Here is a 21,788-nt window from a genome sequence, read left to right as displayed (position 1 = left end):
GGTTCAGAACCCCGCGCAGCCCGGGCGGAGGTTGCGGAGCACGCTCTCCTGCCCGAAGCGCGCCCGGTAGGCCTCGGCGAGGGGGGCGGTGCGCGCGGCGGCCTCGGCCATCGAGGCGCCGGGCAGGACGAGCAGGAGGAGCTTCGCGGGCTCTCGGGCGATGCGCCCGTCCGCCCCGCGCCATTGGCCCTGCGCGTCCATGGCGGTGAGGCCGTCGGGGAAGCGGGGCGTGGCCTCCTCGGCCAGGAAGGCGGCCCAGTCGGCCTCGCCCACCCGCAGCGCGCCGTCCCCGCCGTTGCGGCCGAAGGCGAGTTCCGCGACCGCGGCCGGAGCGGTGCCGGTGGGGCAGGAGGGCGTTGCGGCGCAGGCCGCGAGGAGAAGCGGCAGGAGGGCCGCCGCCCTCATGCGCTGGCGAGCACCACCACGCCGAGGCTGATGAGGCCGATCGCGACGAGCTTCTGCGTGCCGAGCCCCTCGCCGAAGACGAAGTGCCCGATCAGCACCGCCACGACATAGGAGACGGCGGTGAAGGGCAGGGCGACCGACATCGGGATCCGGCGGAGGGCCACGATGTAGAGCAGCGCGGCCCCGCCGTAGAGGCCGAGCCCGATGATCGTCTGCGGCCGGAAGAGCTGGGTGACGAAGTTGCCCTCCCCGATCGCCCCGGACTTGAGCAGGATCTGTCCGACCATCGAGGTGACGATGGCGACGGCCAGGGTGATCCAGTAGGTCGTCACGCTGCGTCTTCCAGCCTTGCGTCCATGGCGGAGGGGCGGGCGCGGACGACTTCCCGCACCACGCCCTGCGGCGTGCCGTTGGCCGAGAGGAAGGAGCGGCCGACATACTCGCCGAGCACGCCGAGGATGAGGAACTGCACGCCCGAGAGCAGCAGCGTCACCGTCATGGTTGAGGCCCAGCCCGAGGGCGTCTCGCCCATCATGGCCTCCACGATGACGAAGAGCGCGGCGATCACGCCGAGCACGCCCATGGCGATGCCGGCGAAGACCGCGAGGCGCACGGGCAGGAGCGAGAAGTTGGTGGCCAGGTTCAGCCAGAGCCGCACGAGGCGCCGCAGCGTGTAGTTGCTGCGCCCCTCCACGCGCTTGAGGTGCCGCACCTCGATGGAATCGATGCGCTGCGTCACCTGCATGATCAGCCCGTCGATATAGGGGTAGGGGCCGGCATAGCGCGTGACCTCGCGCACGACGAGCGCGCTCATGCAGCGGAAGGAGGAGAGGTAGAGGCCGCGCGGCTTGTCGATCAGCAGGTCCGCGATCCAATTGGCGAAGCGGCTGCCGAGGTTGCGCCAGCCCTCGTGCTCCTTCACGGCGTAGCGGGTGTAGACGACGTCGAACCCGCCGAGCCGCGCGTGGTCGTAGAGCTTCAGCACCTCCTCCGGCGGGTTCTGGAGGTCGTCGTCCATCGTGATGACGTAGGAGCCGCGCGCGACGCGGAGGCCTGACATGACGGCGTTGTGCTCGCCGAAGTTCCGGGCGTGCTCGACATAGGTGAGGGGAACCGTCGCCTCGGCGGCGAGCTGGCGGCAGACCTCCCCGGAATTGTCGGGCGAGCCGTCGTTCACCAGCACGATCTCGATCCCGCCCGCGGGGCGCAGCGCCGAAAGGGCGGCCACCAGCGTGCCGACCGTGGCGGCACCGCGATAGACGGGGACGACGATGGACAGGCCCACCGTGTCGGGAAGGGACGCCATGTTGTCCTGGGCGCGCATGGATAGGGGGTCCTTCAGGGTCGCGTCGCGGTCAGCAGCACGGAGCCGCCGGCCGGAAGGGAGAGGCGGGCGCGGCGCTCGATCTCCGAGACGCCGTGGAGGAGGCTGTCCAGCCAGGGCGGGAAGTCGCCGACATCGCTCGCATGGTTCGCCCCCCGGGCCAGCACCTTGCGCTGGAGAACCATCAGGGGGAGGAGGAGGCTGTTCCAGTAGCGGGCCGAGACCTCGGTGAAGCCGGCGGCGCGCAGGGTGGCGACCGCGCCAGCCGCCGTGTAGCGCCGGGCGTTGTGGACCCGGATGTCATGGGCCGAGAACATCCACTCGAAGGCCGGCAGGTTCAGCACGAGGCTGCCGCCGGGCGCCAGCACCCGGTGCAGCTCGGCCAGCGCGGCCCCCTGGTCCACGGCGGAGTGCGAGAGGACATCCACCGAGACGGCGGCCCCGAAGGCGGCGTCGGGGAAGGGAAGGGCGTTGATCGTGCCGGCGGTCGCGGGCAATCCGGACTTCGCCGCGGCCCGGGCAGCGGCGCGGGGATTGTAGTCCAGCCCGAAGGCCGGCCGCGCGGAGCCGCGCGAGAGGCGGGCGAGGAAGCCGCCCGTGCCGCAGCCGGCATCCAGCATGGGCAGGGCTTCCACCCCCGGGCGCTCGGCCAGGGCGGCCAGCAGGCGGGCATGGATGGCGCGGTACCACCACATGCCGTCCTCGGCGGCGTCCATCAGGGTGTATTCGGCGTCTTCCAAAGGGCGACTCGGGGCTGGCGCGCTGGGCGGCCGGGATCGGCCTGATGTCCGGCTTGTGACAGGGGGCTGCGGCAGGGACAAGGCAGACGCGCCCAGGGGGCGCCGCAATCGGGCCCCATAACCTGGGATAAGCGGCGCTCTGCCCCCTTTCCGGCCCGGGGGTCGGTTGCGCGTCCGCCCGGAGCCACCCAGGATGCGCCCGCAGAAACGCCACGCATGAACGCCCCCGTCCCGCCTCTCTCCAAGGCCGAAGCGGCCTCGGTTTCCACCGCCTCGCGCCCGCGCCTCCTCGCCGGCTCCGCCGCGCGGCTGTGGCGGGCCCTCGCCCTGGCGCCGGCGGGCCTGTTCCTGCTGACAGTGCTCTCCCCGCCGCTGAACCACGACGTGGCGGCGGTGCTCAACTTCACCCAGCGCTGGATCGCGGGGGAGCGGCTCTATTCCGGGCTCATCGACGTCAACCCGCCGCTGATCTTCGTCCTCAACCTCATCCCCGGCTACCTGGCGGAGTGGACGCCGCTGGACGGGGTGAGCGCGCTGCTCCTCTGCCTCGTCGGCCTTGCCGCGCTCCTCTGGCGCCTCTCGGCGCGGCTGCGGCGGGGCATCCCGCAGGGCTCGGTGGAGCGGGCGGCGATGGGCGCGCTGGTGCCGCTCGCCCTGCTGCTGCCGGGCTACGACTTCGGCCAGCGCGAGGTGCTGATGGGCAGCGTGGCCATCCCCTACGCGGTGCTGGCCGCGCGGCGGATGCTCGGCCTTCCCACGTCACGCGCGATGACATTCGGCGTCGCGGTGCTCGCGGCGCTCGGCTTCGCCCTGAAGCCGCACTTCCTCGCCGTGCCGCTGCTGGTAGAGGCGGCGGTGGTGCTGCGCCATGCCGGGCGCTTCGGCTGGAGGCGGATCGGCGCGCCGCTGCTCGATCCCGTGCCCTGGACCATGGCGGGCGTCTGGCTGCTCTACCTCGCTTCCATCCCGCTCTTCTTCCCCGACTTCTTCGGCCATGTCGTGCCGCTGGTCTGGGACTACTACGTCGATCTCGGCGGGCTTTCCGCCTTCGGCGCGCTGCTGACGGAAAACCTCGGGGTCGCGGCGCTGCTCCTCCTCGCTGTGTCGGCGCTCTGCCTTCTCCGCCGCTTCGGCCCGCTCGTGCTCGCCCTCTGGGCGGCGATGGCCGGGGCCTTCATCTCGGCCTGGGTGCAGCACAAGGGCTGGACCTACCATATCGCCCCCGTCCTCATGCTCGGCGGGCTCACGGCGGGGCTGATGGCCGCCCGCTGGCTGGACGAGGCGCTGCCGCCCGGGCGGGCGCGGGGCTCGGCGGCGCCGATCTCGGCGGTGATCGCCGCGGCGCTCTTCCTTCTCGTCATCCGCGGCGGCGAGGCGCCGCTGCGCGAGATCAACTTCGAGACCGCAAAGGCCGGCCGGCTCACCGCCTGGCTCAAGGCCGAGGCCTGGAACGAGCGCCTGCTGGTGCTCACCCCGGATATCTGGCCGATCTACCCCGCGCTGAACTACGCGCGCAGCCAGTCCACCCTGCGCTTCATGAATCTCTGGCTGCTGCAGGGGGTGAACGGGCGCTGCCCGGAGAACGGCGAGCGCTACCGCGAGCCCTGGGAGATGTCGCGCGCGGAGTTCTTCGTCTACCGCACGGTGGCCGAGGACTTCGCGGCGGCCCCGCCCTCGGCGGTGCTGGTCACCCGGCATGTGGGCATTCCCTGGTGCGGGAAGGAGTTCGACTTCATCGAGTATTTCTCCCGCCACCCCCTGTTCGCGGAGGCGTTCCGGAACTACCGCCAGCAGGGCGAGATCGAGGGCTACAAGCTCTATGTCCGGGAGGACTAGGGGCGGCAGGGGGGAAGCATGGCCTATGAGGACTATGTCGGCCGCGAGGAGGTGCGGGAGGACCGCGCCGATCGCCGCCTGGCCGAGCGCATGGCCGCCACGCTCGGCCGCCCGCTGGAGGGCGAAGCCTGGCCGGCGCTGTGGCACTGGACCCTGTTCCAGGACTGGCGGATGCCGGATGAGTTGGGGCCGGACGGCCATCCCCGCCGCGGCGGCTTTCTTCCCCCCGTCCACGATCTCCCGCGCCGCATGTGGGCCGGCGGCCGCGTGACCTTCCGCGCGCCCGTGCGGACGGGGGACGCCTTGCGGAAGGTGAGCACGATTCTCTCGGTGAAGGAGAAGTCGGGCGGCTCCGGGCGGCTCGTCTTCGTCACCGTCGGGCATGTCCTGCACGGCCCTGCCGGGGTGCTGGTGGAGGAGGAGCAGGACATCGTCTATCGCGGCGCCGAGGGCGCGGCGGTGAAGGACGCGCCGGCCGCGCCGGCCTGGGATGGGGCGCTCGAGGCCTCGCTGGTCCCGGATCCCGTGATGCTGTTCCGCTACTCCGCCCTCACGGGGAACGGCCACCGTATCCATTACGACCACCCCTATGTCACGGGGGAGGAGGGCTATCCCGGCCTCGTCGTCCACGGCCCGCTCCAGGCGACGCTGCTGGCCCGCCACGCGCTCGACCTCGCCGGGCCCGGTGCCGCGCTGGCGCGCTTCGCCTATCGCGGCAAGCGCCCCTGCTTCCACGAGCGGCGCCTGGCCCTGCTCGGCCGGCGGGAGGCGGACGGCACGATCCGCCTTGAGACCCGCGACGAGACCGGCGCCACCTGCCAGGAGGCCGAGGCAGTTCTTGCCTGACCCAGGGGGAGGCGCGCCCGAGGGGCGGCCGGAGGAGGCGCTGCGCGGCATCGGGCTGATCATGCTCGGCTACGCCATCGTCACCGTCTCCGACGCCGCGGTGAAGTTCGTGCTGCCGGAGATCGGCATCGCCGCCGCGATGATCCTTCGCGGCACGATCGGGGCGGCGGTGGTGGTCGCCCTCGGCGGCGGGCTGAGCGTGCGGGCGGTGAACCGTCGCCTGATGCTGGCGCGGAGCCTCGTGCACTGCGTGGTGACGGTGGCCTTCTACCTCGCCTGGGCGCGCGGCATGGCGCTGGGAGACAGCTACGCCGTCGCGGCGATGGGGCCGCTGGCCATGACTCTGCTCGCCGTTCCTCTGCTGGGCGAGAAGGTCGGGTGGCGGCGGGCGCTCTCCACTCTCGCGGGCTTCCTCGGCGTGCTGGTGATGGTGCGGCCCGGCGGCGACCTCTGGCGCCCGGAGGCGGCGGTGCTGTTCGTCGGCGTCCTCTTCATGGCGCTCAGCCGCATCTGGACACGGGTGCTGGCGCGGACGGACCGGCCGGCCTCCATCGCCTTCTGGCTCATGGCGGCGCATCTGCCCCTGGGCCTCGCGCTCCTCCCGGTCTTCCCGCCCGTCGCCTGGCCGGGGCCGGGCGGGTGGCTAGCGATCCTGCTGCTCGCCCTGGGGAACGGCACGGCGCATTTCCTCTTCGCCCGCGCCTTCGCCCTCGCGCCGGTGGGGCTGCTCGCGCCCTTCGAGTACACCACCCTCGTCATGGGCACGGTGCTCGGCCTGCTCGTCTGGGGCGACGTGCCGGCCTGGACGACGGTGCTGGGCGCCGTGGTCGTCGTCTCGGCCGGGCTCTACAACCTGCACCGGGCGCGGGTCCGGGCGCGGGAGGCGGCCGCCGCTGCTCTCACCACGTCGGGCGGGCGCTGATGCCGCTGCGCCACGACATGCGCCGTGGCGCGCTGATGATGCTGGGCGCGACGGCCTGCTTCGCCCTGATGGGCGTCTTCGTGAAGCTGCTGAGCGCCCGGCTCTCCTTCCTGGAGCTGATGTTCTTCCGCAACCTTCTCTCCCTGCCCGTGGTGCTGGCGGCGGGGCTGGGGACGGGAGCCCTGCTGCGGACGCGCCGCCTGGGCGGGCATGCCCTGCGCGCCCTGTCCGGGATGATGGGGATGGGCTGCGCCTTCCTCGCCCTCACCCTCCTGCCCCTCGCGGAGCAGACGGCGCTCAACTACACGCAGCCCCTCTTCATCATCCTCCTCAGCATCCCCTGGCTCGGCGAGCGCCCGGGGGTGATGCGCTGGGCGGCGGTGGGGATCGGCTTCCTCGGCGTCCTCGTGATCGCGGCTGGCCAGGGGGCGGGGGCCTGGGCGGGCGGCCCGGCGGCGGGCTACGCGATCGCCGCGCTGGGCGGGTTCTTCGGCGCGCTCTCGACCATGCTGGTGCGCCAGCTCTCGGCGACCGAGCCGAGCACGACGATCGTGCTCTGGCAGGCCCTGATGATGACGGGGATGTCGGCCCTCGGCCTGCCCTTCGTCTGGGTGACGCCGGGCTGGGGCGAGCTCGGCCTCCTTCTCGCCATGGGGTTGGTCGGCGGCGTGGGGCAGGTGCTGAACACCGAGGCCTTCGCGAGCGCCCAGGCCTCCTCCCTCGGGCCCTATACCTATAGCGGGCTGCTCTGGGCGGGGCTGCTGGGCTGGCTCGTCTGGGGCGAGGCGCCGGGCGCGGCGATGCTGGCGGGCAGCGCGCTGATCGTGGGCGCAGGCTTTCTCGTGCTGCGCGGCGAGTTCGGAAGGGGAAAGGCATGAGCCCTGATTTTCGCCGGGACGACCCACTCCGGCCGGGCGAGGTGGAGTGGATCGCCCCCGGGCTGCGGCGCATCATCTGCGCCAATCCCGGTCCTTTCACCTATCGCGGCACCAACACCTACCTCATCGGCCGCGGGAGCGTGGCGGTGCTCGATCCCGGGCCGGACGACCCCGCGCACCGGGCCGTCATCCTGGCCGCGCTCGCGGGGGAGAGGGTGAGGGGCGTCCTCGTCTCCCACACCCACCGGGACCACTCGCCCGGCGCCGCGCCGCTCGCGGCGGCGACGGGCGCGGAGACGCTCGGCTTCGGCCCGCACCTTACCCCGGCCGGAGCGGGCGGGGAGGGGGGCGACCACGCCTTCCTCCCCGACCGCCGGCTGGCCGATGGGGAAGGCGTCGAGGGCGATGGCTGGCGGCTGACCGCGCTGCGCACCCCCGGCCACTGCGCGAACCATCTCTGCTTCGCCCTGGAGGCCGAGCGGGAGCTGGCGCCCGCCGGCGTGCTGTTCAGCGCCGACCACGTGATGAGTTGGTCCACCAGCGTCGTCTCCCCGCCCGACGGCGACATGGCGGACTACATGCGCTCCCTCCGCCGCGTGGCGGCGCGGGAGGACCGGCTGCTGCTCCCCGGCCACGGCCCCGCCCATGACGCGCCCGGCCCCTTCATCGCCGCCCTCATCGCGCATCGGGAGGAGCGGGAGGCGCGGGTGCTGGAGGCGCTCCGCCGGGCCGGGCGGCCGGTGGACGCGCCCGCGCTGGTTCCCGCCGTCTACGGGCCCGCCCTCGACCCCGGCCTGGCGCCGGCCGCGGCGCGGAGCCTGCTGGCGCATCTCGTGAAGCTCGCGGGGGAGGGACTGGCCATGGCCGAGGGGGAGCTCTTCCGGGCGGTGTAGTCCCGCCCGTGCCGGCAGGCGCAACAACGGCGCGGCCTGGCCGTTTATCCGCCATGCCATCCCACACGCCCCGCCACTCCGGCGGTCTCGCGGCCCATGCCGGGGAGGCGCGCCCGCCGCGCGCCCCCATCCCCCCGCCGGGCAAGCTCCTCCTGCAGCCGCTGAAGGCCGCGCTCACGCGGCCGGTGGTCGCGCTGTTCAACGACCGCAGCAAGGGCGAGGCGCCGATCCAGCGGCGGACGGACGGGCTGTTCGGCCCGCGCTCCGTTGCCTGGGCGGTGCATGGGGACGTCACCTCCATGCTGGTCGGGGGCGTCGCGGGCCTCCTGCTCCAAATGCTGCATCCCGCCGTGCTGGCGGGGGTGTGGGACCATTCCCGCTTCCGCGCGGACATGCACGGCCGGCTCCGCCGCACGGCGCGCTTCATCGCCCTCACGACCTATGGCGGCCGGGAGGAGGCGGAGGCGGCGATCGCGCGGGTGCGCGGCATCCACGGCCATGTCCGGGGAACCCTGCCGGACGGCACGCCCTATGCCGCGAACGATCCCGCCCTGCTCGCCTGGGTGCATGTGACGGAGACGACGAGCTTCCTCGAAGCCTGGATCCGCTACGCCGAGCCCCGCATGTCGGTGGCGCGGCAGGACCGCTACTTCGAGGAGATGGCGCGGGTGGGTTCCGCCCTCGGCGCCGATCCCCTCCCGCGATCCCGCCGGGAGGCCCTGGCGCTGATCGAGGCGATGCGCCCGGGGCTCCTCTGCGACTCGCGGACCCGCGAGGTGGCGCGGCTGGTCCTCGAGCAGAAGGCGGCGAACCCGGCGACCGAGCCCTTCCAGGTCCTCACCCTGCAGGCCGGGGTGGACCTGCTGCCGGACTGGGCGCGGCGGATGCACGGCCTGCCCGCGCCGCTCGGCCGCCCCCTCGTGCGCGCCGGCACGCTGGGCATCGCCCGCACCCTGCGCTGGGCCTTCGGCTGACCCCTCAGCCCTGGCGTTCCAGCCGGCGCGTGTCGCGCCCCTGGTACCAGACGAGCGGCCGCGCCTCCCGCTCCCTCTCGGGAAGGGCCATGAGGTCGCGGAACTCGGCCAGGACCTTCGCCGTGATCGGGGCGATCTCGTGCGGCGGGGTCTCGTCCACGGCGTGGAAGGCGAGGTGCTCCAGCTCCCCGGAGCCGCCGAGCTCCCCCGTCGCGCACTCGGCGGGGGCGGTGAGGAAGCGGGCGTTGAAGCGCACGGGGCTCATCGTCGGGGTGAGCGCGCGGCAGAGATAGCGAAGCGGCGCGAGGTCGGCCTGGAGCCGCCCGCCCTCCATCCGGCCCATCAGCAGCCCCGTCTCCTCCTGCAGCTCGCGGACGGCCGCGACGGCGAGGGCGCGCGCCAGGCGCGGCGTGGCGCGCAGCTCGAGTGCCTTGCGGGTGCGGGGGTGCAGGTCCGAGGCCACGGGGGCCGTCCGGTCCTCCCGGTCCACCCGGCCGCCGGGGAAGACGAGGCGGCTGGGCATGAAGCGGTGCCGCGCGCTGCGGACGCCCATCAGCACCTCCAGCCTCCCGCCGCGCTCGCGCCAGAGAAGGATCGTCGCGGCGTCCCGCGGGCGGACGGGCCTTTCCGGAGCGGCCTCGCCGGCGGCGGTGAAGTCGGTGAGGCGCATGGGCTCGGTCACGTCGCTTCCTCTCCACCGGGGTTGCGGATCTTCTAGGGCGGGGGCGGGAAGGGCGGAAGGGGCTGGCCCCCGGGCCCAGTCGCGAATCAATCGCAAGTCCTTGTTTTCAGCGGTCACGCGGGCGTGGGCGCCTTGACACCGGAGAGGCGGCGACGCATCTGACGGCATACCGGACCGCTGGGGTCTGGTATTGAAGAACTGGCCCGATCACACCGTGCTGCGCCTGTCGAAACTCGCCGACTACGCCGTCGTCCTCCTCGCCCGGCTCGGCCAGGAAGAGGGGCTGCACACCGTGCCTGCCCTTTCCGCCACGACCGGCATCGCCGAACCGACCGTGGCGAAGGTGCTCCGCATCCTCTCCCAGTCGCTGCTGGTCGAGGCTCAGCGCGGGGCACGGGGCGGGCACCGGCTCGCCCGGCCGATCTCGGCCATCTCGCTCGCCGAGGTCATCGTGGCGATGGACGGGCCCATCGCGCTCACTGCCTGCGTGGACGGCAATACCGGCGGCTGCGAGGCCGAGGGCCACTGCCCCGTCCGCGGCCGCTGGGACCCGGTGAACGAGGCGGTCCGCGCCGCCCTCACCGCCGTCACCATCGCCGATCTCGCGCGGCCGTCCTGCACCGGGATGCACCGCCGCGCCCCCGTTTTCCCCGCCAACCCGGGAGCCGGCCTGACGGCCGCTCCTCTGGCCGCCGAGTAAGGGACCAAGGATGCCCGCCGTCGAAGAGACCCTCGATACCGTCCGGGACGCCACGCAGGGCGCCTATAAGTGGGGGTTCGAGACCGAGATCGAGATGGAGTTCGCTCCCAAGGGGCTGGACGAGAGCATCGTCCGCTTCATCTCCGCCAAGAAGAACGAGCCGGAATGGCTTCTCGAGTGGCGGCTGCGCGCCTTCGAGGCCTGGAAGGGCATGGAGGAGCCGCGCTGGCCCGCCGTGACCTATCCGCCGATCGACTACCAGGACGCCTACTACTACGCGGCGCCCGTGAACAAGGTGAAGCCGAAGTCGCTGGACGAGGTGGATCCGGAGCTGCTGCGTACCTATGCCAAGCTCGGCATCCCGCTGAAGGAGCAGGCGATCCTGGCCGGTGTCGAGGGCGCGGGCGAAGTGCCGGCCGATGGCGGCCGCATGCCCGTCGCCATCGATGCCGTGTTCGACAGCGTCTCCGTCGCTACGACCTACAAGGACCGTCTGGAGAAGGAGGGGATCATCTTCTGCGCCATCTCCGAGGCGGTCCAGAAGTACCCTGAGCTCGTGCGGAAGTACCTCGGCACCGTCGTGCCGCATACGGACAACTTCTTCGCCGCGCTGAACAGCGCCGTCTTCACCGATGGCAGCTTCGTCTACATCCCCAAGGGCGTGCGCTGCCCGATGGAGCTGTCCACCTATTTCCGCATCAACGCCAAGAGCACGGGCCAGTTCGAGCGGACGCTGATCATCGCGGACGAGGGTTCGACCGTCTCCTATCTCGAGGGCTGCACGGCGCCGCAGCGCGACGAGAACCAGCTCCACGCCGCGGTGGTGGAGCTGGTCGCGCTCGACGACGCCTCGATCAAGTACAGCACGGTGCAGAACTGGTACCCTGGCGATGAGAACGGGGTGGGCGGCATCTACAACTTCGTCACCAAGCGCGCCGCCTGCCGGGGCAAGCGGAGCAAGGTGAGCTGGACGCAGGTGGAGACGGGGTCGGCCATCACCTGGAAGTACCCGTCCTGCATTCTGCAGGGCGAGGACTCCGTGGGTGAGTTCTACTCGGTGGCCATCACCAACAACCATCAGCAGGCCGATACCGGGACCAAGATGATCCATCTTGGCAAGGGCACGCGCTCGACCATCGTGTCGAAGGGCATTTCGGCGGGCAAGGGCCAGAACACCTATCGCGGCCTCGTGCGGATCAGCCCGAAGGCGACCGGCGCGCGCAACTTCACCCAGTGCGACAGCCTGCTGATCGGCGATCTCTGCGGCGCGCACACGGTTCCCTATATCGAGAACCGCTGCATGACCGCGAAGACCGAGCACGAGGCGACCACCAGCCGCATCGCGGAGGACCAGCTCTTCTACTGCCGGCAGCGCGGCCTCTCGCAAGAGGACGCGGTGGGCCTCATCGTGAACGGCTTCTGCCGCGAGGTGCTGAAGGAGCTGCCGATGGAATTCGCGGTCGAGGCGCAGAAGCTGCTTCAGATCAGCCTGGAAGGGAGCGTCGGGTGAATACCCGCGAGGAGTGCATCTGATGCTCAGCATCGAGAACCTGACCGCCGAGGTCGATGGCAAGGAAATCCTCAAGGGTCTCACCCTCGAGGTGCCGGACGGCGAGGTCCACGCCATCATGGGGCCGAACGGCGCCGGCAAGTCCACCCTGTCCTACGCGCTCTCCGGGCGCGAGGGCTACGAGATCACGGGCGGCTCCGTCACGCTGAACGGGCAGGACCTGCTGGAGATGGAACCGGAGGAGCGCGCCGCCGCCGGCCTGTTCCTCGCCTTCCAGTATCCCGTCGAGCTCCCGGGCGTTGGCAACGCCAACTTCCTGCGCACCGCGCTGAACGCCATCCGTCGCACGCGTGGCGAGGCGGAGGTGGATGCGATGCAGTTCCTCAAGCTGGCGCGCGCCCGCATGAAGGAGCTGTCCATGCCCGAGGACATGCTGAAGCGCGGCGTGAATGTCGGCTTCTCCGGCGGCGAGAAGAAGCGGAACGAGATCCTGCAGATGGCACTTCTTCAGCCAAAGATCGCCGTGCTGGACGAGACCGACAGCGGCCTCGACATCGACGCGCTCCGCATCGTGGCCGATGGGGTGAACGCGATGCGCGGGCCGAACTTCTCGGCGCTGGTGATCACGCACTACCAGCGCCTCCTGAACCACATCGTGCCCGACCGCGTGCACGTGCTGGCCGACGGCCGCATCGTGGCCTCCGGCGGGCCGGAGCTGGCGCATCGGCTCGAGGCCGAGGGCTATGCCGGCGTGCTGGGCGAGGCCGCATGAACATCCAGACCCCATCGGGCAACGCGGCCGGCTTCCTGCACCGCTATGCCGGGCTGGCCGAGCGCCTGCCCGGCGCAGGGGTCGAGGCCGTGCGCCGGCTGCGCGAGGCGGCGGCGGAGACGCTCGCCGCCGCCGGCCTGCCGAGCCGCCGCGTGGAGGCCTGGCGCTACACCGACCTCACTCCTGTGCTGCGCGCGGAGTTCCGCGAGGCGCTGACACCCGTGGACGAGGCGGTGGAGCTTCCGCCCGCCCGCGCCGAGCGGCGCGCGGTGTTCGTGGATGGCCGTTTCCGGGCCGACCTTTCCTCGCTCGACGGTCTCGATGCTGCGGCGCTGTCGGATGTGGTGGGCGATGTCGCCGGGCGGCTGAACACGGTGGCCTCGGCCTCCCAGCCCATGGTCACGTTGAACACCCTCCTCTTCGAGGACGGGCTCGTGCTGGACGTCGCCGAGGGCGTCGATGCCGGGCGGCTAGAGCTGCTCTCGCTCGCTTCCGGCGAGACGGAGAGCACGATCCACCCGCGCCACCTCATCCGCCTCGCGCGCGGGGCGCGGCTGGTGCTGCTGGAGACGGCGGCCTCGCCTTCCGGCGCGCGCCACCTGCACAACCCCGTCTTCGAGATCGAGGTCGCCGAGGCTGCCGTGCTCACCCATGTGCGCGTCCAGCGCGAGGCGGCCGGGGCCTATCACCTCGCCCATCTCGGCGTCCGCGTGGCCGAGGGCGGCACCTATGACGGCTTCGTGCTGAACGCCGGCGGCAGGATCAGCCGCAGCGAGACGCATCTCGCGCTGCTCGGTCCGCGCGCGACTGCGCATCTGAACGGGGCGCAGCTCGTGGCCGAGGGGCAGCTCGCGGACACGACGACGGCGCTGGACCATGCCGCGCCGAACTGCGCCTCCCGCCAGACGGTAAAGACGGTGCTGTCCGGGCGCTCGCGCGGCGTGTTCCAGGGCAAGATCCTGGTGCGGCGCGAGGCGCAGAAGACCGACGGCTACCAGATGAACCAGGCGCTGCTGCTCTCGGAGGATGCCGAGATCGACAGCAAGCCGCAGCTCGAGATCTACGCCGACGACGTGAAGTGCAGCCACGGCGCGACGGCCGGCGCGCTGGACCCCGACAGCCTCTTCTACCTTCGCGCCCGCGGCATCCCGGCCGACACGGCCCGCGCCATGCTCGTCCGCGCCTTCCTGCAGGAAGCCGTGGAGATCGTGGAGGACGAGGTGGCGCGCGACGCGTTGGACGAGGCGGTCCAGGGCTGGTGGGTCGGACACGGGGGGGAGGCCGCGTGATGGACGGCACCCTCCGCCCCGCGCTCGACGTCGGGCGTATCCGGCAGGATTTCCCGATCCTGTCCACGAAGGTCCACGGCAAGCCGCTGGTCTTCCTGGACTCCGGCGCCTCGGCCCAGAAGCCGCGCGCGGTGATCGACGCGATGCGCGAGATGTTCGAGACGAGCTACGCGAATGTCCATCGCGGCGCCTACCGGCTGAGCGAGGCCTCAACCGCCGCCTATGAGGCGGCGCGCGAGGCGGTGGCGCGCTTCCTGAACGCGGGCGACGCGCGGGAGGTGGTGTTCACCGCCAACAGCACGAGCGCGATCAACCTCGTCGCCCATTCCTACGGGCGCGGCCTGCTGAGGCCGGGGCAGGCCGTAGTGGTCACCGAGATGGAGCACCACGCGAATTTCGTGCCCTGGCAGATGCTCGCCCAGGCGCACGGGATCGAGCTTCGCATCGCCGACGTGACCGAGGCGGGCGAGCTGGACATGGCGGACCTGGAAGCGAAGCTGGCCGACGGCAAGGTCGGGCTCGTCGCCGTCACGCACATGTCCAACGTGCTCGGCACGGTCACGCCCGCCGCGCGGATCGCGGCGCTGGCCCATGCCCATGGCGCGAAGGTGCTGTTCGACGGCTCCCAGGCCGTGGTGCATCGGCGCGTGGACGTGAGGGCGCTGGATGCGGATTTCTACGTCTTCACCGGGCACAAGCTCTACGGCCCCACGGGGATCGGCGTGCTCTGGGCGCGGATGGAGCTGCTGGACGCCATGCCGCCTTTCCTCGGCGGCGGCGACATGATCTCGGAGGTGACGCGCGAGGGATTCCGCCCCGCGCCGGTTCCCGCGAAGTTCGAGGCGGGCACGCCGGCCATCGTGGAGGCCGTTGGGCTGCATGCGGCCATCGACTACGTCACCGCCATCGGCATGGAGGCGATCGAGGCGCATGAGCGCTCGCTGGTGGACCGCGCCATGGCGAAGCTCTCGGTCATCGAGGACCTGACGCTGATCGGGCGCGCGCAGGACCGGGGCGGGGTGTTCTCCTTCGCGCTCGGCAACGCCCACGCGCACGACCTCTCCACCTTGCTAGACCGCGTGGGCATCGCCGTGCGCGCGGGGCGGCACTGCGCCGAGCCGCTGCATGTCCGGATCGGGCATGACAGCACCTGCCGGGCCTCCTTCGGCCTGTACACGACGCATGAGGAGGTCGATTTCCTGGCGGAGGCGCTGACTTCCGCGCGGAGGTTCTTCACCTGATGTTCGACGATCTGCGCGATCTCTACCAGGAGGTCATCCTGGATCACGGGCGCAAGCCCCGGAACTTCCGTCGGCTGGAGACGGCCGATCTCAACGCGCGCGGCGACAATCCGATGTGCGGGGACCGCATGGAGCTGTTCCTCGGCATGGAGGGGGACCGCATCGCGGACGCCGCCTTCCAGGGCCGGGGCTGCGCCATCTCCATGGCCAGCGCCTCGCTCATGACGGAGACGGTCAAGGGCAAGACGGCGGAGGAGGCGCGGGGGATGGCCGCGCGCTTCCGCGAGATGGCCATGACCGGCACCTGCCCCGATTGCGGCGGCGCGTTGGAGGAGGAGATGGACCGCCTCCAGGCTCTGTCGGGCGTCCACGAGTATCCCAGCCGCGTGAAGTGCGCGACGCTGGCCTGGCACACCCTCAACACCGCGCTCAGTGGCGGTAAGGAGGCTTCGAGTGAGTGAACCGCTGACCCAGCAGGGCGCGACGCACGAGGCCTGGTCGCCGGACGGGCCGATCCCGCCGGCGGACCGGGTGAGCGAGGTCGCGGTGCTGGACGCGCTGAAGACCGTGTTCGATCCCGAGATCCCTGTCGATATCTACGAGCTCGGCCTGATCTACGCCGTCGAGATCGGGGATGATGGCGCGGTGAAGATCGACATGACGCTGACCACCCCTTCCTGCCCCTCGGCCCAGGAGTTGCCGGGGATGGTGGAGGAGGCCGTGCGCGGCGTGCCGCAGGTCACCTCCGCGAAGGTGGAGATCGTGTGGGATCCGCCCTGGGACCCGTCCCGCATGAGCGAGGACGCGAAGCTGGCGTTGAACATGTACTGATGGGGGGCCAGATGGATTCCACCATGAGCACCACCACCGAAGCCCCGAAGACGCGCCGCGCCCTGCCGCCCCTGATGTCCCTCTCGAACACGGCGGCGGAGCGGCTCCGTGCGCTCTATGCCAAGGGCGAGGGCAAGATGCTGCGCGTCTCCGTCTCGACCAAGGGCTGCTCCGGCATGTCCTACCAGATGGACTGGGTAGATGCGGCGGGGCCGGGGGACGAGGTGGTCACCGACAAGGGCCTTACCGTCCTCGTGGACCGCAAGGCGACGCTGTTCCTGATCGGGACGGTGATGGATTACGAACGCAAGGCGATGTCCGCCGGCTTCACCTTCACCAATCCGAACGAGAAAGGCCGCTGCGGCTGCGGCGAGAGCTTCCACATCTGAGGGAGGCGCCGCCCGCGTCGAAGCGGGCGGCACCGAGGATCAGATGACGCTGCTCCACTCCGCCGGGATAAGGCGGTAGCCGTTCCCCTCCTTCGCCACCGTGCCATTGGCCGGGAAGGGCCAGTGATAGGCGACGCACCGAATGCGGTCGGCCGCCACGCGGTCGAACATGCGGCGGCGGCTGGCCTCGGCGGCGATGGGGTCCATGTCGAAGATGACGTGCCAGCCGGGATTGGTCAGGTTGAACTCCGGCCGGCTGGTCACGTCGCCCAGGATCATGGCCTGCGCGTTCCCGTCCGAGAGGTGGTAGGAGGTGTGGCCGGGGCTGTGGCCGTTCGTGTTCACCGAGCGGATGCCCGGCAGCACCTCCGCATCGTCCCCGATGCGCTCCACCCGGCTCTCATAGGGCGAGAAACGGCGGCGGGCATTGGCGAAGGCGGGGCGCATGGCTTCCGGCGCGCGGCCGGCCTGCGCCTCGTCCATCCAGAAGACCCACTCCCTCTCCGGCACCATGATCCGCGCGCGCGGGAAGGCGGCCGCGCCGGCGCCGTCCAGCAGCCCGCCGATATGATCCCCGTGGAAATGCGTGAAGGCGATGATGTCGATCGAGGCGGGGTCGATGCCGGCCGCGGTGAGGTTGGCCTGAAGCTGGCCCATGCGGCTGTCGGCCGCCGTCTGCGGCCCGTTGCCGGTGTCGAACATCACCGTCCCGCGCGAGGTGCGGACGACCGGGATGGTGTAGGGATTGGTGAGCTGGGCGGGGTTCAGCCCCTGGGCCCGCATGCTGTTGGCGACCTCCTCGGAGGAGGCGTTGCGGACGAAGCCCTCGGTCGGGTTCTGGCGGATCGCCTGGCCGTCATAGACCATGGTGACCACGGCCTCGCCGACGCGGAAGCGGTAGAAGCCCGGCGCCTGGGCCGGCATCGGGGCCGGGTCGGGCGCCGGTGCCTGGGCGCCGGCAGTGGAGAGCAGGGCCGGGGCGGCAAGGCCCGTCCCGAGAAGCGCGCGTCTGTTCATGGGCTGGATTCCTCCGAGGTTTGTTCAATTTTTTGCAACAGGGCTCGCCCGTCAAATCACGCGCGCGAGGGTAACGACCGCCTCCACCTGCGATGACCAGAGGAACTGGTCCACCATGACCGCCCGCTCGACTTTCCAGCCGGGCGCGCGGGCGAAGGGCTGGAGGTCCCGCGACAGGGCGGCGGGGTTGCAGGACACGTAGATCACCCGGGGGATGGTGGAGCGTGCGAGAATCGCGGCCTGCTCCGCCGCGCCCGCGAAGGGCGGGTCCAGCACCAGGGCGGCGGCGCCGTTCAGCTCGGCCGGGAGGAGGGGCTGGCGGACGAGATCCCGCCGCACGGACTTCACCCGGGCGCCGGCACGTCCCGCGGCGGCCTGTAAGGCCGTGGCCGCCTCGGGCGCGCCCTCATAGGCTTCCACCCTGCCCTTGCCGGCGAGCGGGAAGGAGAGGGTGCCCAGCCCCGCATGCAACTCGATGATGCGCGGCCTGCCGGCCATGCGTGCCGGAAGCCCCGCGAGCACGGCGGCGACGATCGCGGCCTCGCCCTGCGGGGTGGCCTGGAGAAACGCGCCGGGGGCGGGCGAGACGGGCACGCCGGAGAGGGTGACGATGGCCGGGCCTTCCTGGGCCGCGATCTCGGGCGCCTCGCGCGTGCCCTCCTTCGACCAGGCGATGCGGGGGATGCCATGAGCCGCCGCGAAGCCGGCGAGCTTCGTCCGGTCCCCCGGGGTGAGCGGGCCGTCCGTGCGGATCCAGAGATCCGGGCCGGTGTCCAGCAGGTTGACCATCGCCGAGCCCGCGCGGCGCAGCGCGGCCAGCGAGCCCATGAGCGCGCGCAACGGCTCGACCAGGGCGAGGATGCGGGGATCGATAACGAAGCAGACCGCCATGTCGAAGGGCTCGGAGGAGCCGCGGGCGTGGAAGCCGACGGCAACTCCTTCCGCCCGGCGCCGGATGGCGAAGTCCGCGCGGCGCCGGCTGTTGCGCGGGCTCGGCGGCGCGGGCTCCACCGGGGAGCCAGGAAAGCCGGCGCGGGACAGGGCCTCGGCCACGCGCGCGGCTTTCCAGGCCGCGACGGGCTCATCGGCCCAGTGCTGCACGGCGCAGCCGCCGCAGATGCCGAAATGCGGGCAGGGCGGGGGAACGCGGTCGGGGGAGGGGGTCTCGACCGCCGTCAGCGCGGCGACCCGGCCCTCCCCACGCGCGGGGCCGGGCTCGGCCTCCACGACCTCGCCGGGCAGCGCGAAGGGGATGAAGAGAGGGCGGCCGGCCTCGTCGCGGGCGATGCCGTCGCCGGCGGCACCCATAGCCTCTATCGTCACGCGCATGGTGGTTTCCAAATGGGAAAGGGGCGGCCCCGTGGGACCGCCCCTTGTGAACGCGGTGCAGCCCGGCTGATGAGCCGAAGGCGTTCGGCCCGGCTGATCAGCCGAAGGCGTTCAGCCCGGTCTGCGCGCGGCCGAGGATGAGGGCGTGCACGTCGTGCGTGCCCTCGTAGGTGTTCACCGTCTCCAGGTTCATGACGTGGCGGATGACGTGGTACTCGTCCACGATCCCGTTGCCGCCATGCATGTCGCGGGACACGCGGGCGATGTCGAGCGCCTTGCCGCAGTTGTTGCGCTTCATCATGGAGATCATCTCCGGCGCGGCCTTGTGCTCGTCGAAGAGGCGCCCGAGGCGCAGCACGCCCTGCAGGCCGAGGGTGATCTCGGTCTGCATGTCCGCCAGCTTCTTCTGCACGAGCTGCGTCTGGGCCAGCGGGCGGTTGAACATCTTGCGGCCGAGCGTGTACTCGCGCGCCGCGTGCCAGCAGAACTCGGCCGCGCCCAGCGCGCCCCAGGCGATGCCGTAGCGCGCCCGGTTGAGGCAGGAGAACGGGCCGGCGAGGGACTTCACGCCGGGAAGGCGGTTCTCCTCGGGGACGAAGACCTCGTCCATCATGATCATGCCCGTGGTCGAGGCCCGGAGGGACATCTTGCCCTCGATCTTCGGGGCGGTCAGGCCCTTCATCCCTTTCTCCAGGATGAAGCCGCGCAGCACGCCCTCGTCGTCCTTCGCCCAGACCACGAAGACGTCGGCGATGGGGGAGTTGGTGATCCAGGTCTTGGAGCCGGAGACGGAGTAGCCGCCGTCCACCTTCTTCGCCCGGGTCCGCATGGAGCTCGGGTCCGACCCCGCATCGGGCTCGGTCAGGCCGAAGCAGCCCACCCACTCGCCCGTGCGGAGCTTGGGCAGGAACTTGTCCTTCTGCGCCTCCGAGCCGAAGGCGTGGATGGGATACATGACGAGCGAGGACTGGACGGAGAAGGCGGAGCGGTAGCCGCTGTCCACCCGCTCGACCTCGCGCGAGATCAGGCCGTAGGAGACGTAGCCGACGCCCGCGCAGCCATGGCTGTCCAGCGTCGCGCCGAGGAAGCCCATCTCCCCGAACTCGTTCATGATCTCGCGGTCGAAGTGCTCGTTCCGGTTGCCCATGAGGATGCGCGGCATGAGCTTGGACCCGCAGAACTCGCGCGCTGCGTCGCGGATCATGCGCTCGTCCTCGGTGAGCTGGTCCTCCAGCAGGAGCGGGTCGTCCCACACGAAGTTGCCCATCTTCTGCGGGACGCGGGCCTGGGGGGCCTCCGGCAGGACCTGGGTGACGACGTTCATGGATGCGTTCCTCTCCGTGATCTTGGCCGCGAAAGGGGCGCATCCTGCCCGAGAGGGCGAGGGACCGCCATCCCGGGAGAGCCGCGAGGCTCTCCCTTCGGTGCTCGGCCGGGGAGAGCTGGGCTGCCCTCCCCAGAGACCTTTCAGGCCGCCTCGGCCTCGTCCTCCCGAACCCGGCGCGGGCGGGGAACGGGGATCAGCATGAAGGCCGGGATCGCGTCGCCGAAGCCGACCACGGCGGGGCCGAGATCGTCCTGGCGATAGCGGCGCTCGTCGCGGTCGCGGCGCGGGCGGTCCTCGCGGCTCCGCTCGTCACGCCGGTCCTCGCGGCGGGGATGGTCCTCGCGGGCGGTCCAGTCGCGGGCAGCGTCGCGGTTCACCTCCTCCAGCACCCGGTCGCCCGAGCGGGACTCCCGCTCGCGGCCGGGACGGGCCTCGCGGGCGGGGCGCTCATCACGGGCGGGCCGCTCCTCGCGGGACGGCCGCTCCGCGCGGGCAGGCCGCTCCTCGCGGACCTCCTCGCGCGGGGCGCGCTCGTCGCGGCGGCCACGGCCCTCGCGGCGGCCGCCCTCGCGCGCCTCGCCGCCGCGCTCGCGCCGGCCAGTCTCGCGCCCGCGGTCGCCGCCACGGCCCGAGCCGCCGCGCGCCTCGGCACCCCGGCCGCGCCCGCGGCCCCGGCCGGTCGCCTTGAGCGCCGCCTGGATCTCCTCAGGGTCGACGGGGTCCAGGCCCTCGATCGTCATGGGCGGGATGGGGCGGCCGGTCAGGCTCTCCACCGCGGCCACGGCCTTCGCCTCGTCGGCGGTGGCGAGGGTGTAGGCATGGCCCTCGCGCCCGGCCCGGCCCGTGCGGCCGATGCGGTGGACGTAGTCCTCGGCATGGAAGGGCACGTCGAAGTTGAAGACGTGGGAGAGGCCGCCGATGTCGATGCCGCGCGCCGCCACGTCGGAGCAGACGAGAAGCTGCAGCTCGTTGTTCTTGAACTTCTCGAGCGTCGCGAAGCGCACGGACTGCGCCAAGTCGCCATGCAGGGCGCCGACGTTGAAGCCGTGCTTCTTCAGGCTCTTGTAGAGGATGTCCACATCGACCTTGCGGTTGCAGAAGATCAGCGCGTTCTGCACGGCCTCCCGCTTGATCAGCCGCCGTAGCGCCTCGCGCTTGTCGCGCTCCCCCACCCAGATCAGCCCGGCGGTGATGGTGGTGGCCACTGAGGCCGGGGCGGAGACGGTGATCTCGCGGGGGTTCTGCAGGAAGGCATCGGCCAGCCGGCGGATCTCAGGCGCCATGGTGGCGGAGAAGAACAGCGTCTGGCGGAGCTTGGGCAGCATGGAGACGATGCGCTCGACATCGGGGATGAAGCCCATGTCGAGCATCCGGTCCGCCTCGTCGATCACCAGCACCTTGCAGTCGGCGAGCAGGATGCGGCCGCGGTCGAAGAGGTCCAGCAACCGGCCGGGCGTGGCGATCAGCACGTCCACGCCCTTCTCCAGCACGGCCTTCTGCTCGTCCATGCTCTCCCCGCCGATCAGCAGGGCGTGGGTGAGGGAGAGGTGCTTGCCGTACTTCACGAAGTTCTCGGCCACCTGGAGTGCCAGCTCGCGCGTCGGCTCCAGAATGAGGCTGCGCGGCATGCGGGCCTTGGCACGGGAGCCCGCCAGGATGTCGAGCATCGGCAGGGTGAAGCCGGCAGTCTTGCCGGTGCCGGTCTGGGCACAGCCGAGCACGTCCCGGCCCATGAGCACGACGGGGATCGCCTGCTCCTGGATCGGGGTGGGGTGGACATAGCCGGTCTCGGCCACGGCCTTCAGGATCGGCTCGGAGAGGCCGAGATCGGCGAAGGTGGTGCGGGGGGCCGCGGCCTCCTCGTCCTCCTCGTCGTCCTCCTC

The 21,788-nt window shown here is 71.6% G+C and carries 23 protein-coding genes; 14 read left to right on the top strand and 9 right to left on the bottom strand.

The genetic code is table 11. The features are described 5' to 3' along the window. Window positions 1-3 precede the first annotated feature (3 nt). Genes FHS87_RS14005 through FHS87_RS13990 form a run of 4 tightly spaced genes read right to left on the bottom strand, consistent with a single transcriptional unit; the run spans window position 4 to window position 2,469 of the window. On the bottom strand, window positions 4-405 hold the full coding sequence (locus FHS87_RS14005) for a DUF3574 domain-containing protein (protein WP_184519436.1): 402 nt from the start codon (window positions 403-405) through the stop codon (window positions 4-6). Beyond that, window positions 402-737 (bottom strand): DMT family transporter, encoded by a 336-nt coding sequence (locus FHS87_RS14000; RefSeq protein WP_184519433.1) that lies wholly within the window; start codon window positions 735-737, stop codon window positions 402-404. The genes FHS87_RS14005 and FHS87_RS14000 overlap by 4 nt, the downstream gene beginning before the upstream one ends. Continuing rightward, entirely contained in the window at window positions 734-1,729 is a 996-nt protein-coding gene (locus FHS87_RS13995) for a glycosyltransferase family 2 protein (protein WP_221299908.1), read from the bottom strand. The genes FHS87_RS14000 and FHS87_RS13995 overlap by 4 nt, the downstream gene beginning before the upstream one ends. A 14-nt stretch (window positions 1,730-1,743) precedes the next feature. Then, on the bottom strand, window positions 1,744-2,469 hold the full coding sequence (locus tag FHS87_RS13990) for a class I SAM-dependent methyltransferase (RefSeq protein ID WP_184519430.1): 726 nt from the start codon (window positions 2,467-2,469) through the stop codon (window positions 1,744-1,746). A 216-nt stretch (window positions 2,470-2,685) separates the two neighbouring features. Between FHS87_RS13990 and FHS87_RS13985 the strand changes: the two genes are divergently transcribed. The 6 genes from FHS87_RS13985 to FHS87_RS13960 are packed head-to-tail and all read left to right on the top strand — an operon-like array spanning window position 2,686 to window position 8,818. Continuing rightward, entirely contained in the window at window positions 2,686-4,305 is a 1,620-nt protein-coding gene (locus FHS87_RS13985; RefSeq protein ID WP_184519427.1) for a hypothetical protein, read from the top strand. Window positions 4,306-4,323: 18 nt separating this feature from the next. Continuing rightward, a complete protein-coding gene (locus tag FHS87_RS13980) occupies window positions 4,324-5,151 on the top strand; it encodes an FAS1-like dehydratase domain-containing protein (RefSeq protein ID WP_184519424.1) in 828 nt (275 codons plus the stop codon). Continuing rightward, a complete protein-coding gene (locus FHS87_RS13975; protein WP_246418402.1) occupies window positions 5,144-6,073 on the top strand; it encodes a DMT family transporter in 930 nt (309 codons plus the stop codon). The genes FHS87_RS13980 and FHS87_RS13975 overlap by 8 nt, the downstream gene beginning before the upstream one ends. After that, window positions 6,073-6,951, top strand: a complete 879-nt coding sequence (locus FHS87_RS13970) for a DMT family transporter (RefSeq protein ID WP_184519421.1) — start codon at window positions 6,073-6,075, stop codon at window positions 6,949-6,951. The genes FHS87_RS13975 and FHS87_RS13970 overlap by 1 nt, the downstream gene beginning before the upstream one ends. Further along, complete coding sequence (locus FHS87_RS13965; RefSeq protein ID WP_184519418.1) at window positions 6,948-7,844, top strand: MBL fold metallo-hydrolase; 897 nt, start codon at window positions 6,948-6,950, stop codon at window positions 7,842-7,844. Before FHS87_RS13970 ends, FHS87_RS13965 begins: the two co-directional genes overlap by 4 nt. 53 nt (window positions 7,845-7,897) lie before the next feature. After that, window positions 7,898-8,818, top strand: coding sequence for an oxygenase MpaB family protein (locus FHS87_RS13960; RefSeq protein ID WP_184519416.1), 921 nt, complete (start codon window positions 7,898-7,900; stop codon window positions 8,816-8,818). 4 nt (window positions 8,819-8,822) lie between these two features. Here FHS87_RS13960 and FHS87_RS13955 read toward each other — a convergent pair whose 3' ends face one another. After that, complete coding sequence (locus FHS87_RS13955; RefSeq protein ID WP_312861997.1) at window positions 8,823-9,500, bottom strand: NUDIX hydrolase; 678 nt, start codon at window positions 9,498-9,500, stop codon at window positions 8,823-8,825. Between the two features lie 214 nt (window positions 9,501-9,714). Between FHS87_RS13955 and FHS87_RS13950 the strand changes: the two genes are divergently transcribed. The 8 genes from FHS87_RS13950 to FHS87_RS13915 are packed head-to-tail and all read left to right on the top strand — an operon-like array spanning window position 9,715 to window position 16,232. Then, window positions 9,715-10,200, top strand: a complete 486-nt coding sequence (locus tag FHS87_RS13950; RefSeq protein ID WP_184519706.1) for an SUF system Fe-S cluster assembly regulator — start codon at window positions 9,715-9,717, stop codon at window positions 10,198-10,200. A 10-nt stretch (window positions 10,201-10,210) separates the two neighbouring features. Next, entirely contained in the window at window positions 10,211-11,710 is a 1,500-nt protein-coding gene (sufB, locus tag FHS87_RS13945; RefSeq protein ID WP_184519413.1) for a Fe-S cluster assembly protein SufB, read from the top strand. 22 nt (window positions 11,711-11,732) lie between these two features. Then, window positions 11,733-12,482, top strand: a complete 750-nt coding sequence (gene sufC, locus FHS87_RS13940) for a Fe-S cluster assembly ATPase SufC (protein WP_184519410.1) — start codon at window positions 11,733-11,735, stop codon at window positions 12,480-12,482. Then, window positions 12,479-13,771 carry a Fe-S cluster assembly protein SufD gene (gene sufD / locus FHS87_RS13935; RefSeq protein WP_184519407.1) on the top strand — a complete coding sequence of 431 codons (1,293 nt, stop codon included), beginning with the start codon at window positions 12,479-12,481 and terminating at the stop codon, window positions 13,769-13,771. Before sufC ends, sufD begins: the two co-directional genes overlap by 4 nt. After that, complete coding sequence (locus FHS87_RS13930) at window positions 13,771-15,012, top strand: aminotransferase class V-fold PLP-dependent enzyme (protein WP_184519403.1); 1,242 nt, start codon at window positions 13,771-13,773, stop codon at window positions 15,010-15,012. The genes sufD and FHS87_RS13930 overlap by 1 nt, the downstream gene beginning before the upstream one ends. After that, window positions 15,012-15,473, top strand: a complete 462-nt coding sequence (sufU, locus tag FHS87_RS13925; RefSeq protein ID WP_184519400.1) for a Fe-S cluster assembly sulfur transfer protein SufU — start codon at window positions 15,012-15,014, stop codon at window positions 15,471-15,473. The genes FHS87_RS13930 and sufU overlap by 1 nt, the downstream gene beginning before the upstream one ends. Beyond that, window positions 15,466-15,843, top strand: a complete 378-nt coding sequence (locus FHS87_RS13920; RefSeq protein ID WP_312861996.1) for an SUF system Fe-S cluster assembly protein — start codon at window positions 15,466-15,468, stop codon at window positions 15,841-15,843. The genes sufU and FHS87_RS13920 overlap by 8 nt, the downstream gene beginning before the upstream one ends. Window positions 15,844-15,866: 23 nt before the next feature. Beyond that, window positions 15,867-16,232: a HesB/IscA family protein gene (locus FHS87_RS13915; RefSeq protein ID WP_184519394.1), complete on the top strand. Its 366-nt coding sequence runs from the start codon at window positions 15,867-15,869 to the stop codon at window positions 16,230-16,232. 39 nt (window positions 16,233-16,271) lie between these two features. On the opposite strand, the gene FHS87_RS13910 is transcribed toward FHS87_RS13915, so the two are convergent. From FHS87_RS13910 to FHS87_RS13895, 4 genes are all read right to left on the bottom strand, one after another. Continuing rightward, entirely contained in the window at window positions 16,272-17,249 is a 978-nt protein-coding gene (locus FHS87_RS13910) for an MBL fold metallo-hydrolase (protein ID WP_184519391.1), read from the bottom strand. Window positions 17,250-17,300: 51 nt separating this feature from the next. Continuing rightward, window positions 17,301-18,578 (bottom strand): class I SAM-dependent RNA methyltransferase, encoded by a 1,278-nt coding sequence (locus FHS87_RS13905; protein ID WP_184519388.1) that lies wholly within the window; start codon window positions 18,576-18,578, stop codon window positions 17,301-17,303. A 97-nt stretch (window positions 18,579-18,675) separates the two neighbouring features. Continuing rightward, on the bottom strand, window positions 18,676-19,902 hold the full coding sequence (locus tag FHS87_RS13900) for an acyl-CoA dehydrogenase (protein WP_221299907.1): 1,227 nt from the start codon (window positions 19,900-19,902) through the stop codon (window positions 18,676-18,678). 143 nt (window positions 19,903-20,045) lie between these two features. Then, window positions 20,046-21,701, bottom strand: a complete 1,656-nt coding sequence (locus FHS87_RS13895) for a DEAD/DEAH box helicase (RefSeq protein WP_312862004.1) — start codon at window positions 21,699-21,701, stop codon at window positions 20,046-20,048. Between the last annotated feature and the right edge of the window lie 87 nt (window positions 21,702-21,788).

Source organism: Muricoccus pecuniae, assembly GCF_014199205.1.
Taxonomy (GTDB): Bacteria; Pseudomonadota; Alphaproteobacteria; order Acetobacterales; family Acetobacteraceae; genus Roseomonas; species Roseomonas pecuniae.
Note: the sequence above shows the minus strand (reverse complement) of the source record. Positions and strands in the feature narration are given on the sequence as shown.